This is a genomic window from Mucilaginibacter sp. NFR10 (assembly GCF_900100445.1).
Lineage (GTDB): Bacteria > Bacteroidota > Bacteroidia > Sphingobacteriales > Sphingobacteriaceae > Mucilaginibacter > Mucilaginibacter rubeus.
This window is the reverse complement of record NZ_FMTV01000004.1, coordinates 179,924-194,727: the sequence shown is the minus strand read 5'-3', so window position 1 is coordinate 194,727 and position 14,804 is coordinate 179,924. Positions and strand designations below refer to the sequence as shown.

The following is a 14,804-nucleotide window of genomic DNA, read 5'->3' as shown; positions in this document are numbered from 1 at the left end:
AACCTTTTCTATTTTTACAGCGATGTATAATATAAGGTATGGGCTTAATTACCTGCGGCACCGTTTTAGGGCTAACACCAGGCACGGCATACACTCTCCATTTGTTTACAAGCTGATCGATACGGTTATTTACGATTATCGCGACCAAAAAGTGTACCGTGATATTAAAGAAATCGTCAAAAAACAACATTCTGACAAGGGTGTGATAAAAACACTGCCATTAAAATTTTACCGTTTACTTTATCGGTTTGGTGTTTACTTTAAGCCCCAAACGGTATTGTTAGCTGATGCGGAGGATTACATTGCCGAATTTGTTATTAAACAATCTAACCCCGAGGTTCAAAGTGTTTCATCAACAACATCAGGCATTCGCCAGGTTGACATGATACTGGCAGATGCCTTAAAACAAAGACCTGTCAGTTATCTTGAAAAGATTATTCCATCTATCCATGATGACAGCGTTATCATATTTACAAACATCTATCGCAATGCATCCACCAGGCAATCATGGGAGCAGCTTAAACTAAACCAGCAGGTTAGGGTAACTATTGATCTCTTTTATATCGGCCTGATATTTTTTAAGCCAGGAATGAGTAAGGAAGATTTTAAGGTGAGATATTAACCGTTGGTTAGTTCATGGTTAATAGATCATAGTTCATGGCCGAAGTGTGGTTGTATTAAACCACTCAATCCATTTACGATAATTTGCTATGAACCATCAACTATGAACTTAAAGATCAAAACGACTGTCCCAATGCAATATAAAAACCGGTTAATCTTTTTTCGTTAGGAATCTTCTGACCTACACCATAATCAACACGTACGGCAAGCCCTTTTTCCACATCGAAAAAGTAACGGATGCCGCCGCCATAGTTGGGTTTCAGTTCGGATGTGCTAAAGCTGCTTTTAAAAACTTCGCCTCCGCCAACAAAACCGGCAAATCCAATGCGGTCGCTTAGGCGGTAACGTAGTTCGGCCTGGCCGGCAAGCATGTTACGATCGCGGAAACGGCCATTGTAATATCCCCGCATCAACTCATCGCTTCCCAGGTCGGGCAATAAATAAAATGGGGAAGTACTGCCGGTAAGGCTTTGCTCCTGTACATCAAGACCAAGCACCCATTTAGGCGCCAATAAAAAAAACTGGGAATATTCGATGTTGAAGAAGCCTCCTTTGTAATCGTTATTACCAAACATACCATGTATAGCCTGGAAATAAGTGTTTACGATGAGTCCTTTGGTGGTATAAGTATTATTGTTCCGGTTATCGAATACAATGGTAGGACCTAAATAGACACTTGGTCCGCCGCCGCGGTTTTCCACGCGCGGATCGGTGTAAAATATGCCTGTTTTATCATCGTCTCTGAATTTGTAATCCCAGGCACCACCGATTATGCCGGCGTACAGGTTATTGGAGATCTTTTTTTCGGCAGTAAAATTTACCTTGAAACGTTTTTGACCAAGCCTATCAGAGTTAGCCTTTAAAGTATTGTTGCCAATACCGTAAAAGTCAAAAGGGAAATTAATGTAGCTGATGCCTGCGGTAAGATGGTAATTGTTTCCGGGAGTCCAATAACTGGTGGTAAGGCTTAAATGGCTTTGGCCTTTGGTAGTTATAGAAGCATAACCAAAAACGTTAGACACGCGCGTATTAAACTTGGACGTATCGGTATAAAAAGATAGTAAACCGGCGCCGCCAACTTCAAGGCCGGTTTCCGGGGCAGAGCTTAATACAGGCAAAATAACAAAACTACTTTTGCGGGTGGTATCTTTATCAAAATACATTCGCTTTACAATGCGGGAGATTTGTGAAAAGGCACTGGTTGAAAAAGCGCAGACCAGTATTAAGGTAACAAGTTTTTTCATGGATGTTTGTCGTGGCTAATATAACCCATTTTGTTTTATAAGGTTCGGCGAACGGGCATTTTTAAAATTAGGATGACAATACGCTGAGGGGGTAGGGGACAGGATGCTAATTTTAGGTATGAAATGGTTATAAAAAGATAAAGGTTCATTTAAAATTCAATTTAACTAAAATGTCTACTTTTGCGGCTGAAATTTTATTGAAATATTATGAGCACTACAAGAGGACCTATTTCGCAGTTTATTGAAAGAAATTATCTGCACTTTAACGCCGCGGCATTAATGGATGCAGCTAAAGGCTATGAAACACACCTTGAAGAAGGCGGTAAAATGATGGTAACTTTAGCCGGTGCCATGAGTACAGCTGAGCTGGGTATTTCACTGGCCGAGATGATCCGCCAGGATAAAATTGCTATCATTTCATGTACAGGGGCCAACCTTGAAGAGGATATCATGAACCTTGTGGCGCATTCGCACTATAAAAGGGTACCTAACTATCGCGACCTGAGCCCTCAGGAAGAGTGGGACCTGCTCGAAAACCACTATAACCGCGTTACCGATACCTGCATCCCGGAAGAAGAAGCTTTCCGCCGTTTGCAAAAACACATTCATAAAATTTGGAAAGATGCTGATGACAGTGGCGAGCGCTATTTCCCACATGAATATATGTACAAGATCTTATTGAGCGGCGAGCTGGAGCAATACTATGAAATTGATCCTAAAAACTCATGGATGCTGGCTGCTGCCGAAAAGAACCTGCCTATTGTAGTACCGGGATGGGAAGACTCAACCATGGGCAATATCTTCGCTTCATACGTAATTAAAGGCGAGCTTAAGGCGTCAACCATGAAAAGCGGTATCGAATACATGGCATGGCTGGCCGACTGGTATACTAAAAACTCATCTGGCAAAGGCATAGGCTTTTTCCAGATAGGCGGTGGTATAGCGGGCGACTTCCCGATATGTGTTGTGCCGATGCTTTACCAGGATATGGAAATGCACGATGTACCTTTCTGGAGCTACTTCTGCCAGATCTCCGATTCAACTACTTCATATGGTTCATATTCGGGCGCAGTTCCAAACGAAAAAATAACCTGGGGCAAGCTTGACATTCACACACCTAAGTTTATTGTAGAGAGCGATGCTACGATTGTTGCACCACTTATTTTTGCCTGGTTATTAAAACAATAGATAAAATTTTATAATTAAAGTTGGATAATAATTATTCCCTAAAAATGTCAAATGACATTAATATGCATTTAGCAGCGTTTAAACGCAGTTTTTTGTCTATTTAGAACGATTATAAATTATAGGTTGGTGTCATTTATGTGTCACCGATAGTGTATAAAATTATACTTTTGTGCCTGTAATTATCCGATGAAACATACATCTTACAACAGTTTCAATCATTAATATAAAAATTATTTAGCATAAATACACTGTATGAGAAGTTTCTCATTGATTCTTAAACAATTCTCAAGGTCGGTTTTACTGATTGCCGGGTTTGCTTTTTGGAGTTTATCTACTGCGTACGCGCAAACTGACGCTGCTAAAGGCGAGGCCATTTTCAAATCAAAATGTACTACCTGTCACAAAATCGACACCCGTTTAATTGGTCCGGCATTAGGCCCGCAGCTTACTGAAGAAACTGATGATAAATACCTTATCCAGTGGATCCAGAACAACCAGGCGCTGATTGCTGCTAAAAACCCTAAGGCACTCAAAATTTATAATGAGTATAACCAGTCGGGCATGACCGTATTTGCTGACCTTAGCGATGCTGATGTAGGCAATATCTTAACCTATGTACGTACTACATGGAAAGATATGAAAGCTGCGCCGGCTGCAGGTGCTGCTGCTCCGGGCACAAAAGTTGAAAGCGGCCCGAGCGATATGGTTGTTTACGGTTTGATCGGTATAATCGTTATCGCCTTCATTGTTATCCTGGTATTAAACAGGGTAGTAGGTTCTTTAGAGCGCATTTTGCTTAAAAACAAAGATCTTATTATTGAGGACGAGGTTGTTACTCCGGAAGGTGCTGTAGCGGTTGATGCTAAAAAGGAATTTATCGCTAAGATCCTTAAAAACAAAAAACTGGTATTCTTTATATTGGTTGCCGGTACTGTTGCAATGTGCAGCTGGGGTTGGGTTACTTTATGGAACACCAACGTTCACCAGGGTTACCAGCCGGTGCAACCTATTAAATACTCGCACGAGTTACACGCCGGTATCATGAAAATTGATTGCCAGTACTGTCACTCAGGTGCATACAAGTCAAAAAATGCTTCTATCCCTTCATTAAACGTGTGTATGAACTGCCACAAGGTTGTTAAAACCGAATCGGAAGAGATTCACAAGATTTATGACGCTTTGGGTTACGATCCAAAAACACAGAAGTATGACAGCACCGCGGCTAAACCAATTCAGTGGGTACGTATCCACAACCTGCCCGACCTGGCTTACTTTAACCACTCACAACACGTAAAAGTTGGCGGGATTAAATGTCAGCAGTGCCACGGCCCGGTACAGGAAATGAAAGAGGTTTACCAATACTCTCCGCTTACCATGAAATGGTGTATCCAATGCCACAAACGTACCGAAGTTAACGGTAAAGGCAATGCTTACTATGACAGCATCCTGGCTGCACACGATAAGATCAAGAAAGGTGAGAAAGTTACAGCCGCCGTATTGGGTGGTATCGAGTGCGGTAAGTGTCACTATTAATAAAAAGAATTTAGCATTACAGTTTATACAGCTTAAATGGACAGCAATAAAAAATACTGGAAAGGTTTAGAAGAACTAAACAGAACACCAGAATTTGTTGAGAAAAATAAGAACGAATTTGCAGAGCCAATTCCTATCGAGGAAGTGCTTAGCGGATCTGGTTTATCAGCTAAAACTCCCCGCCGCGACTTTTTAAAAGCGCTTGGCTTTGGTGTTGGTGCGGTTACATTGGCAGCTTGTCAGAAAGTGCCGGTGCATAAATCAATTCCGTACCTGATCAAACCTGAAGAGGTTACCCCGGGTGTGGCTAACTATTACTCTTCAAGCTACGAAGGTCAGGCTATTTTGGTTAAAACCCGCGAAGGTCGCCCTATCAAAGTAGAAGGTAACCCTAACGACGTGTTTTCAAAAGGTGGTTTAAGCGCCCAGGCCCAGGCTTCGGTACTTGACCTGTATGATGTTAACCGTTTAAAAGACCCTAAGTTAAAAGGTGTCGAAGCAGGTTGGGCCGAGGTTGATGCTTATGTAATGAAAGAGCTTGCAGCTGTTGCTGCATCAGGCAAAGGTATCCGTTTGGTTACTTCAACTGTATACAGCCCTTCAACCTTAGCAGTTATTGCCGAGTTCATCGCTAAATACCCTACTACAAAACATATCAATTATGATGCGGTTTCCTACACCGGTATCATTCAGGCTAATCAAAACAGTTTTGGTAAAGCAGTATTGCCTCACTATAATTTTGATAAAGCCGATGTAATTGTAAGCTTTGGTGCTGATTTCTTAGGTACATGGATCTCTGGCGAAGAATTTACCCGCCAGTACGTTTCAAACCGTAACAGCAAATCGCTGGCCAACAAAAAAATGTCTCGTCACATTCAGTTTGAAACTGGTATGAGCATGACCGGTACTAACGCCGATGCCCGTATCACTACCAAACCATCTGAAATTGGCGTAGCATTAATAAACCTTTACAATGCAATCTCTGGTACTACTTTACCTGGTTCAAAAGCAACCGGTAACAAAAAGGTTGATACCGCTATCCAGTTAGCCGCTAAAGAATTAGTAGCAGCTAAAGGAAAAGCATTGGTTGTTTCAGGTTCAAACGATGTTGCTACACAAGTATTGGTAAACGCTATCAACTCATTGTTAGGTAGCTACGGTACTACTATCGATTTGGATAACCCATCAAAACAATACGCTGGTAACGATGCTGCATTTGTTGAGTTTGTAAGCGAAGTAAAACGTGGTGATGTTGGTGCAGTATTATTTTTGAATGCTAACCCTGCTTACGATTACTACAAAAATGATGAGTTTAAAGCAGCGTTGAAAAACGTTCGTTTAACAGTATCATTTGCTGATCATGACGACGAGACAGCTTTATTAGCTACCGTTAACGCTCCAAACCACCATTATTTAGAGACATGGGGCGATGCTAACGCTGTTGAAGGTTACTACACAGTAGTTCAGCCAACAATTAATCCGGTTTACAACACCCGCCAGGCAGAGCACAGCTTACTGGTTTGGATGGAAAACCCTATAAAAGATTACTACACTTACGTGCGCAAAACCTGGGATTCGGGTTTGTTGGCAAAAGGCGGCTTGTCTGGTCAAAAAGGATGGGAAACCTTGTTGCAAACAGGTATGATTATAGCTGCTCCAGCAACAGCAGGCGCTTACAGCTTTAGCCTTGACCTTGCCGGTGTAACCCAAAAAATATTAACCCAAAGCAAAGCTGTTGCCGCTGATGGTGACAAATTTGAATTACAGCTTTATGTAAGCCAGGCTATAGGTGATGGTAAACGTGCCAACAACCCATGGTTGCAGGAACTTCCTGATCCGGTTTCAAAAGTTACCTGGGATAACTTTGCTGCCATGTCAATTTCTGATATGAAGAAATTGAAACTGGAAGAAGGTGATGTGATCAAAATCGAAGCTAACGGTTACTCAGTTGAGTTACCGGTATTAGCCCAGCCTGGTCAAACTCAGGGAACTTTATCTGTTGCTGTAGGCTATGGCCGTACAAATGCTGGCCCGGTTGGTAACAACGTTGGTAAAAATGCTTTCCCGTTCTTTAGCTTAAGTAATGGTACTTTCCAAACAGCTGCTGTAGCGTCATTCAAATCGGCCGGTTACAAATCGCCGCTTGCACAAACACAAACCCACCACTCGTACGAGGGCAGGAGCGTGATCCGCGAGGCTACTTTTGTTGAATACAAAAAGAACCCTGCTGCAGGAAGCGGTAATGAGCACGGTCGTAAAGATTACAACGCCGAATCGCTTTGGGATAACCATGATCGCCCTGTTTATGACTGGGTAATGGCTATCGACCTTAACGCTTGTACCGGTTGCGGTGCTTGTGTGGTTGCATGTTCTGCAGAAAATAACATCCCGGTTGTAGGTAAAGATGAGGTTTCACGTCGTCGTGAAATGCACTGGATTCGCATCGACCGCTACTATAGCTACAATGACCATGGCAACAGCGAAGAAGCAGTTACCAAAGAAAAGGAAATTGATAAGCTTGAGAACTTTGACAATGTATCGGTTGTTCACCAGCCAATGCTTTGTCAGCACTGTGATCACGCACCTTGCGAAACTGTGTGCCCGGTATTAGCTACCGTTCACTCGTCTGAAGGTTTAAACCACATGGCTTACAACCGTTGCGTAGGTACACGTTATTGCGCTAACAACTGTCCGTTCAAAGTACGTCGCTTTAACTGGTTCAACTACTGGAACGATGCACGTTTTGATAACTACCTGCAAGGTGAGCATACACAATTAGTACTTAACCCGGATGTGGTTACACGTTTCCGTGGTGTTATGGAAAAATGCTCAATGTGTATCCAACGTATCCAAGCTGGTAAACTGAAAGCTAAAATTGAAAAACGCCCGCTTAAAGATGGCGAAATCAAAATGGCTTGTCAGCAAACATGTTCTGCCAACGCTATCGTATTCGGTAACAGGAATGATCCTAACTCTGAAGTTTCAAAAGCACTTGCAAGCGAAAGAACTTACTACGTGCTTGAAGAACTTAACGTACAGCCAGGTATTGGTTACCAGACAAAAGTTAGAAATATAATAGAAACTGAAGCTCAGGCATAAATTTTTATATACAGAGATTAAGATATATGGCATCTCATAGTGAATCAATAATAAGGGAACCGTTAATTACGGGTAAGGACATCACGTATGCAAAAATTACGAATGATGTATTACGCCCTGTAGAAAATATGCCGGGTAAAGCCTGGTGGATCGGCTTTAGTGTAGCCTCGCTTGGCGCCTCGCTTTGGGTTTTCGCAATCAGCTGGACCTTCTGGTTCGGTTTGGGCGAATGGGGCCTGAACAAAACAGTAGGATGGGCCTGGGACATTACCGGTTTCGTATGGTGGGTAGGTATCGGTCACGCCGGTACACTGATCTCGGCGGTATTGTTATTGTTCCGTCAAAATTGGCGTAACTCTATCAACCGCTCGGCCGAAGCGATGACAATCTTCGCGGTAATTTGTGCGGCTACTTATATCGCCGCTCACATGGGCCGCCCATGGATGGCCGTTTATTCATTACCGTTGCCAAACCAGTACGGTTCATTGTGGGTAAACTGGAACTCACCTCTTATCTGGGACGTATTTGCGATCTCAACATACTTCTCGGTTTCATTGGTATTCTGGTACACAGGTTTATTGCCTGATATCGCTACCATCCGTGACCGTGCTCAAGGCTTACGCCGCCGTATCTATTCGGTACTTTCATTCGGCTGGACAGGGTCAGTAAAAACCTGGCAGCGTTTTGAAACAGTATCGTTGATCCTGGCAGGTGTTTCAACCCCACTGGTACTTTCGGTACACACCATCGTATCAATGGACTTTGCAACTTCATTGGAACCGGGATGGCACACTACCATCTTCCCTCCATACTTCGTTGCGGGTGCGATCTTCTCGGGTTTCGCCATGGTACAAACCCTATTGCTTATTGCACGTAAGGTTTTAGGTCTGGAAAACTACATCACCATGTTCCACATCGAATCGATGAACAAGATCATCATGTTAACCGGTTCGATAGTAGGTGTGGCTTACTTAACAGAGTTGTTCATCGCCTTCTACTCTCAAAACGAGTATGAGCAATATGCTTTCGCAAACCGTATCGCCGGTCCGTACTGGTGGGCTTACTGGAGCATGATGACCTGTAACGTAATTACCCCGCAGCTGTTCTGGTTCAAAAAGATCCGTACCAATATTCCGCTATCATGGGTATTATCAATCGTGGTTAACATCGGTATGTGGTTTGAGCGTTTCGTAATTATCGTTACCTCACTGCACCGCGACTTTATACCATCAAGCTGGGCTATGTTCTATCCAACCTGGGTTGACGTGAGCGTGTTCATCGGTTCAATTGGTGTATTCTTTACCATGTTCCTGTTGTTCATCAGGGTATTACCTTCTGTGGCTATGGCCGAGGTGAAATTACTTTTGAAAAGCTCAAGCGAGCAGGCTAAGAAGAAACTTATGGCCGAAGGCCATGTTGTACCGGCCGAAGCAGAATTTTACATCGCTTCGCTGGAGAAATTTGATAGTGTTGAACAGTCTGAATACTTAAAAGCATAATACTAATGAGTAGCACTAAATATATATTAGGCGTTTTTGATGATCCCGATGAAATGATGCATGGGATTGATAAGCTGCAAAAGAACAGCGTACCTATTTATGACGTTTATACGCCTATGCCTATCCACGGTATTGAGGCTAAATTGAACATTAAGGATTCGCGTTTAGGTTATGCAGCATTTATGTTCGGTTGTTTGGGCGGTACCATTATGTTCAGCATGGTTTATTATATGCTTGTTCATGATTGGCCTATCAATATCGGTGGTAAAAACTTCTTTGCTATCCCGGATTTTATCCCGGTTACATTTGAGTGGACGGTATTATGGACCTCATTTGGTATGACCTTTACTTTCTTCTTCGCAAGTCACCTTTTCCCGGGCCGTGCGCCAAGGGTAATGGACCTACGTGCAACTGATGATAAGTTTGTAATAGCGATCAATGCTAAAGGAAACATTTCTCACGATGATATAACTAATTTACTAAAAGAAGCGGGCGCTACAGAAGTTAAGCATAACGACAGAAAATATGTTAGCTATGAATAAAATTAAAATATTAGGAACAATTGTTACTATTATCGCTGCTTCGATAGTTTTTACATCGTGCAAGGATAAAAGGAGTACCGGCTGGGAGTATGCACCTAATATGTACGAGCATTTGGCATACGATCCGGATCAGAAAAATAATAATTTTAAAGATGGTAAAACCGCTCAGTTACCACCTGCCGGAACTATCCCGGTTGGCTTTACCAAATTTGATTATCCAAATACCAAAGAAGGTTATGAATTAGCCAGTGTTGAGGTTAAATCTGTACTGGCACAAACTCAGGCTAATTACGCCGAAGGTAAGATTTTGTTTGAGCACTTTTGCTCACCTTGCCATGGTGTTAACGGTCAGGGTGACGGTTTAGTGGTACAGCACGGTTATCCGGCCCCTCCATCATATTCAAAAGGCCAGTCATCACGCGGTGGTAACATGAAAGACCTTACAGACGGTAAAATTTATCATACCATTACTTACGGTGTAAATGCTATGGGTTCATACGCTTCTCAGCTTGCTCCCGAAGAACGCTGGAAAGTGATCATGTATGTTCACCATTTACAAACCTTATAAGAAAAAGATATTAATGAAGACTCATAATAATTTTGACGGGCAATACGAATTTGTCGGCAAAGCCAAAACATGGAGCTTAATATGCATCGTGATTGGTTTGGTTGCCATACTTGGTGGCTTTGCGCTTGGCTACGCTGAGCGTACCTTTGCCAACCTGTTGCTAATGACCTATTACTTTGCAGCGGTTTGTATGTGCGGTATTTTCTTTTGCGCCGTGCAATATGCAGCACAAGCTGGTTGGTCTGCATCAATGATCAGGATTCCACAAGCTTTTGGTAAAGTTTTGCCGATAGCAGCAATTACTCTTATTGTGGTAGTTATCGCAGGGTTTTCATTAACACATACGGTAACCAACGAAGAAGGTAAGCAGGTTGTAGCTCCTTACCTGTACAAAATTTGGGCTGCTGCCGGTGTTACTGATCCTCATAACGAAAATTACAACGCCATTATAGCTGGTAAAGCAGGTTACATGAATAAAGTTGGATTTATAATCCGTTTAATTTGCTTCCTTGGTTCATATTGCATATTTGGTCGTTTATTGGCTAAATATTCAGAAGCGGAAGATGATTTGGGCGGCATGTTCTACTACAAAAAGAGCTTTAACATGTCATGCTTATTCCTGGTGATCTTTGGTTTTACTACACCAATATACGCTTTCGATACCATCATGTCATTAGAAGCAGAATGGTTCTCAACTATGTTTGGTTGGTATAACTTCGCAGCAATGTGGGTTAGCGGTTTATCTGTTATTACACTTACATTAATCAGGTTAAAACGTATTGGTTACTTTGAATGGGTTTCAGAAGATCATATGCATAGCTTAACCAAGTTTATCTTCGGTTTCTCTATCTTCTGGACTTACGTATGGTTTGCTCAGTTCTTGTTGATTTACTATGCTAACATGCCTGAGGAAACAGTTTACTTCTTTAAACGCTGGGAGCCTGAGTTTAAACCTTGGTTCTGGATCAACATCGTAGTAAATTTCCTTACTCCTTTATTAGTGTTGATGTCACGTGACTCTAAACGTATCTATCGTACTGTTGAGATTATGTGTATTATCCTGATTGTTGGTCACTGGTTAGATTACTTTATGATGATCATGCCTGGCACAGTTGGCCCAACTTCATCGTGGTTAACTGAGATTGGCCCGATTGAGATAGGCGTGTTCTTAGGTTTCGGAGGTTTATTTACCTTCACTGCGATGACAGCTTTAACCAAGTTCAAATCGTTAGTTCCTAAAAAACACCCGTTCTTACAGGAAAGCCTTCATCATCACATATAATAATTATTACATTTGCACCATATACAGAATACCAAACAGCTTACTAAAATGGGATTCAGAAAACTAATAAATTCTAAAAAACTACTATCGTTCTTCGCTGCGTTTATGCTCCTGGGCACAAACCTGCTGATGGCGCAAACTGCGGCAGGTGCTGCTCCGGGCCAGGAAGAGGCCCCTAAGGTTGACTGGACCGGGATTGCGTATTATGTGCTTATATTTTTCCTGATCTGCTTAGGCGTTGCCATTGTTGGTAAAATCCTCAAGATCTACGATCTTACTTTAAAGATGCAAGGCAAAAAAGGCATTAAGTGGAATACCGTGATGGCTGTAATTTGTATTGTTTTCCTTTTTGTAGGTTTATACGGTGCTTACTGGTCATTTACCGAACAGGGCAGTATGACATTACCTGAAGCCGCTTCGGCCCATGGCGTTAAAATAGATGAGATGTTTACAGTCACTACTGTTTTAACAATGATAGTATTTTTTGTTACCCAGATCCTGCTGTTTACATTCCTGTTCCAATACCGTCATTCTGATAAACGTCGTGCACACTTCCTGCCTCACAATAATACCATTGAGAAAGTTTGGACAATTGCACCAGCCATCGTTCTGACTATCCTGGTTGTGTTTGGTTTCTTTACCTGGCAGAAGATCATGAACAGCGAAAATCTTAAAGATGATATCAATATCGATGTAACCGGTCACCAGTTTGCCTGGGAATTGCGTTACCCTGGTAAAGATGGTGTATTAGGCCCCAAAGATTTCCGTTTGGTTACAGGCGCTAACTTGTTAGGTGTTAACTTTAAAAAGAAAAGCAGTTTTGATGACTTGAAGGTTGATACTATGTATCTGCCGGTTAACAAATCAATCAGGCTGAATATCCTTGCACAGGACGTGATCCATAGCGTTTATATGCCCCACTTCAGGGTTCAGTTGAACGCGGTACCTGGTTTACCAACCTTCTTTAAATTTACCCCGACTATTACTACCGCAGAAATGCGTACCAAATTAGACGACCCTAAATTTGAATATACCCTTTACTGCAACAAAATATGCGGTGGAAGCCATTACAACATGCAAAAAGTTGTACGTGTTGTTTCTGAAGCCGAATATCAGTCATGGCTGTCAAGGCAAAAGCCTTACCTCAATGATGCTTTAAGAAAAGAGCTTCATTTTGCAGCAGCAAACAACGAGCAAAGCGGTGCTTCAACAAATAGGTTAGCGTTAAATAATTAATAAAGATAAGAAATAGAGATATGTCAACATTAGCAGTTCACGACCACGCAGGAGCCCACCACGACGAACACGGTCACGAACACCATCATGACCAATCATTCCTGTCTAAATATGTATTTAGCATGGACCACAAGATGATTGCCAAGCAATTCCTGATTACAGGTATTACGATGGCGGTTATCGCAATGATTTTGTCAATCCTGTTTAGGATCCAGCTTGCTTACCCTGATAAAACATTCCCGCTGTTAACAACTTTGTTGGGTCGTTTTGCACCTAACGGTCGTATCAGCCCCGATTTTTACCTTGCTTTGGTTACCATACACGGTACTATCATGGTATTCTTCGTACTAACTGCCGGGTTGAGCGGTACTTTTGCCAACTTATTAATTCCATTGCAGGTAGGTGCACGTGATATGGCTTCGCCTTTCATGAACATGCTTTCATACTGGTTCTTCTTTTTAGCCAGCGTTATCATGTTGTCATCTTTCTTTGTACAAAAAGGCCCTGCCAGCGGTGGCTGGACAATCTATCCGCCATTATCTGCATTGCCAAAAGCAATGCCGGGTTCAGGCGAGGGTATGACCCTTTGGCTGATCAGTATGGTACTGTTCGTTGCATCATCATTAATGGGTGGTATCAACTACGTAAGTACTGTATTAAACATGCGTACAAAAGGCATGGACCTTTGGAAAATGCCATTAACTATCTGGGCTTTATTCCTTACTGCTATATTAGGTATCCTTGCATTCCCGGTTTTAGTTGCTGGTGTAGTATTGTTGATATTTGACCGCAGTGTTGGTACAAGCTTCTATTTATCTGATATCGTATTAAACGGCGTACAGCAACCATTTGAAGGTGGTAGCCCGATCCTGTTCCAGCACTTGTTCTGGTTCCTTGGTCACCCGGAAGTATATATCGTTATTATGCCTGCGATGGGTATCTCATCTGAGGTAATGTCGGTAAACTCACGTAAACCAATCTTTGGTTACCACGCGATGGTTTACTCTCTAATCGGTATCACGGTATTATCGTTTATCGTATGGGGCCACCACATGTTTGTTACAGGTATGAATCCATTCCTGGGTGGTGTGTTCATGATCACTACGTTGATCATTGCGGTTCCGTCGGCAGTAAAGACATTTAACTGGTTAGCTACGCTTTGGCGCGGTAACATCAGGTTTACACCTGCTATGCTGTTCGCTATCGGTATGGTATCGTTCTTCATCTCTGGTGGTTTAACAGGTATCTTCCTGGGTAACGCTACTTTGGATATCAACTTACATGATACTTACTTTGTGGTTGCCCACTTCCACCTGGTAATGGGTTCGGCTGCTATATTTGGTATGCTTGCGGGTGTTTACCATTGGTTCCCTAAAATGTTCGGCCGTATGATGGACGAGAAATTAGGCTACCTGCACTTCTGGTTGACATTTATCTGTGCTTACCTGGTATTCTTCCCAATGCACTTTATGGGTCTTGACGGTGTGCCACGTAGGTATTATGCCTTCACCGAATTTGCTTCAATGCAAAAATGGTTAACCATCAATACATTTGTAACCTGGGCTGCTATTATCGCCGCACTTACCCAATTTGGTTTCCTTTATAACTTCTTTGTATCTATCTTCAAAGGACAAAAAGCAACTCAAAACCCATGGGAGTCAAATACACTTGAATGGACTACTCCTGTTGAGCACTTACACGGCAACTGGCCGGGCGAAATTCCAACCGTTTATCGTTGGCCATATGATTACAGCAAACCAGGTGCAGAAGAGGATTATATCCCTCAAACTGTTCCTTACTCGCAAACTATGAGCTCAAACCTTCCGCACGATTTTGAAGATAATCCTGCAGGTTTGGAAGAACTTAATAAGTTTACAAGTACGCTGAAAGCAAACGAACAAGTAAAATAATTAATACTTATCTGATCTTTTAGGGTACCATCCTAATTTGAAGATTTGAAAATGTGGAAAAATTTGAAAATCGATATTTTCA

General features: G+C 42.2%; 11 protein-coding genes. 10 read left to right on the top strand and 1 reads right to left on the bottom strand.

Annotated features, from left to right (window positions below; genetic code table 11):
- The first annotated feature begins 22 nt into the window (after positions 1 to 22).
- Positions 23 to 622, top strand: coding sequence for a hypothetical protein (locus tag BLP33_RS15215; protein WP_090530173.1), 600 nt, complete (start codon positions 23 to 25; stop codon positions 620 to 622).
- Between the two features lie 115 nt (positions 623 to 737).
- Here the strand turns inward: BLP33_RS15215 and BLP33_RS15210 are convergent, their stop codons facing one another.
- The gene (locus BLP33_RS15210; RefSeq protein WP_090530171.1) at positions 738 to 1,865 is read right to left on the bottom strand and encodes a BamA/TamA family outer membrane protein; all 1,128 of its coding nucleotides are present in this window, start codon (positions 1,863 to 1,865) and stop codon (positions 738 to 740) included.
- Between the two features lie 207 nt (positions 1,866 to 2,072).
- Between BLP33_RS15210 and BLP33_RS15205 the strand changes: the two genes are divergently transcribed.
- The 9 genes from BLP33_RS15205 to BLP33_RS15165 all read left to right on the top strand — a co-directional run bounded on the left by BLP33_RS15205 (position 2,073) and on the right by BLP33_RS15165 (position 14,722).
- Entirely contained in the window at positions 2,073 to 3,053 is a 981-nt protein-coding gene (locus BLP33_RS15205) for a deoxyhypusine synthase family protein (RefSeq protein WP_090530168.1), read from the top strand.
- Positions 3,054 to 3,305: 252 nt separating this feature from the next.
- Complete coding sequence (locus BLP33_RS15200; RefSeq protein WP_090530166.1) at positions 3,306 to 4,586, top strand: c-type cytochrome; 1,281 nt, start codon at positions 3,306 to 3,308, stop codon at positions 4,584 to 4,586.
- 36 nt (positions 4,587 to 4,622) lie between these two features.
- Positions 4,623 to 7,685 carry a TAT-variant-translocated molybdopterin oxidoreductase gene (locus tag BLP33_RS15195; protein ID WP_090530163.1) on the top strand — a complete coding sequence of 1,021 codons (3,063 nt, stop codon included), beginning with the start codon at positions 4,623 to 4,625 and terminating at the stop codon, positions 7,683 to 7,685.
- Between the two features lie 26 nt (positions 7,686 to 7,711).
- Positions 7,712 to 9,184, top strand: a complete 1,473-nt coding sequence (gene nrfD, locus BLP33_RS15190; protein WP_090530160.1) for an NrfD/PsrC family molybdoenzyme membrane anchor subunit — start codon at positions 7,712 to 7,714, stop codon at positions 9,182 to 9,184.
- Between the two features lie 5 nt (positions 9,185 to 9,189).
- Entirely contained in the window at positions 9,190 to 9,726 is a 537-nt protein-coding gene (locus BLP33_RS15185) for a DUF3341 domain-containing protein (protein WP_090530157.1), read from the top strand.
- Complete coding sequence (locus BLP33_RS15180; RefSeq protein ID WP_090530154.1) at positions 9,710 to 10,294, top strand: c-type cytochrome; 585 nt, start codon at positions 9,710 to 9,712, stop codon at positions 10,292 to 10,294. Before BLP33_RS15185 ends, BLP33_RS15180 begins: the two co-directional genes overlap by 17 nt.
- A 13-nt stretch (positions 10,295 to 10,307) precedes the next feature.
- Positions 10,308 to 11,576: a quinol:cytochrome C oxidoreductase gene (locus BLP33_RS15175; protein ID WP_090530151.1), complete on the top strand. Its 1,269-nt coding sequence runs from the start codon at positions 10,308 to 10,310 to the stop codon at positions 11,574 to 11,576.
- 48 nt (positions 11,577 to 11,624) lie between these two features.
- On the top strand, positions 11,625 to 12,812 hold the full coding sequence (locus BLP33_RS15170) for a cytochrome c oxidase subunit II (protein WP_090530148.1): 1,188 nt from the start codon (positions 11,625 to 11,627) through the stop codon (positions 12,810 to 12,812).
- 20 nt (positions 12,813 to 12,832) lie between these two features.
- Complete coding sequence (locus BLP33_RS15165; RefSeq protein WP_175490027.1) at positions 12,833 to 14,722, top strand: cytochrome c oxidase subunit I; 1,890 nt, start codon at positions 12,833 to 12,835, stop codon at positions 14,720 to 14,722.
- Positions 14,723 to 14,804: the final 82 nt, after the last annotated feature.

Coding starts and splice junctions, on each gene's coding strand:
- BLP33_RS15185 (WP_090530157.1), top strand. CDS start 9,190: ATGAGTAGCACTAAATATATATTAGGCGTTTTTGATGATCCCGATGAA.
- BLP33_RS15180 (WP_090530154.1), top strand. CDS start 9,710: ATGTTAGCTATGAATAAAATTAAAATATTAGGAACAATTGTTACTATT.
- BLP33_RS15215 (WP_090530173.1), top strand. CDS start 23: ATGTATAATATAAGGTATGGGCTTAATTACCTGCGGCACCGTTTTAGG.
- BLP33_RS15175 (WP_090530151.1), top strand. CDS start 10,308: ATGAAGACTCATAATAATTTTGACGGGCAATACGAATTTGTCGGCAAA.
- BLP33_RS15195 (WP_090530163.1), top strand. CDS start 4,623: ATGGACAGCAATAAAAAATACTGGAAAGGTTTAGAAGAACTAAACAGA.
- nrfD (WP_090530160.1), top strand. CDS start 7,712: ATGGCATCTCATAGTGAATCAATAATAAGGGAACCGTTAATTACGGGT.
- BLP33_RS15170 (WP_090530148.1), top strand. CDS start 11,625: ATGGGATTCAGAAAACTAATAAATTCTAAAAAACTACTATCGTTCTTC.
- BLP33_RS15205 (WP_090530168.1), top strand. CDS start 2,073: ATGAGCACTACAAGAGGACCTATTTCGCAGTTTATTGAAAGAAATTAT.
- BLP33_RS15200 (WP_090530166.1), top strand. CDS start 3,306: ATGAGAAGTTTCTCATTGATTCTTAAACAATTCTCAAGGTCGGTTTTA.
- BLP33_RS15165 (WP_175490027.1), top strand. CDS start 12,833: ATGTCAACATTAGCAGTTCACGACCACGCAGGAGCCCACCACGACGAA.
- BLP33_RS15210 (WP_090530171.1), bottom strand. CDS start 1,865: ATGAAAAAACTTGTTACCTTAATACTGGTCTGCGCTTTTTCAACCAGT.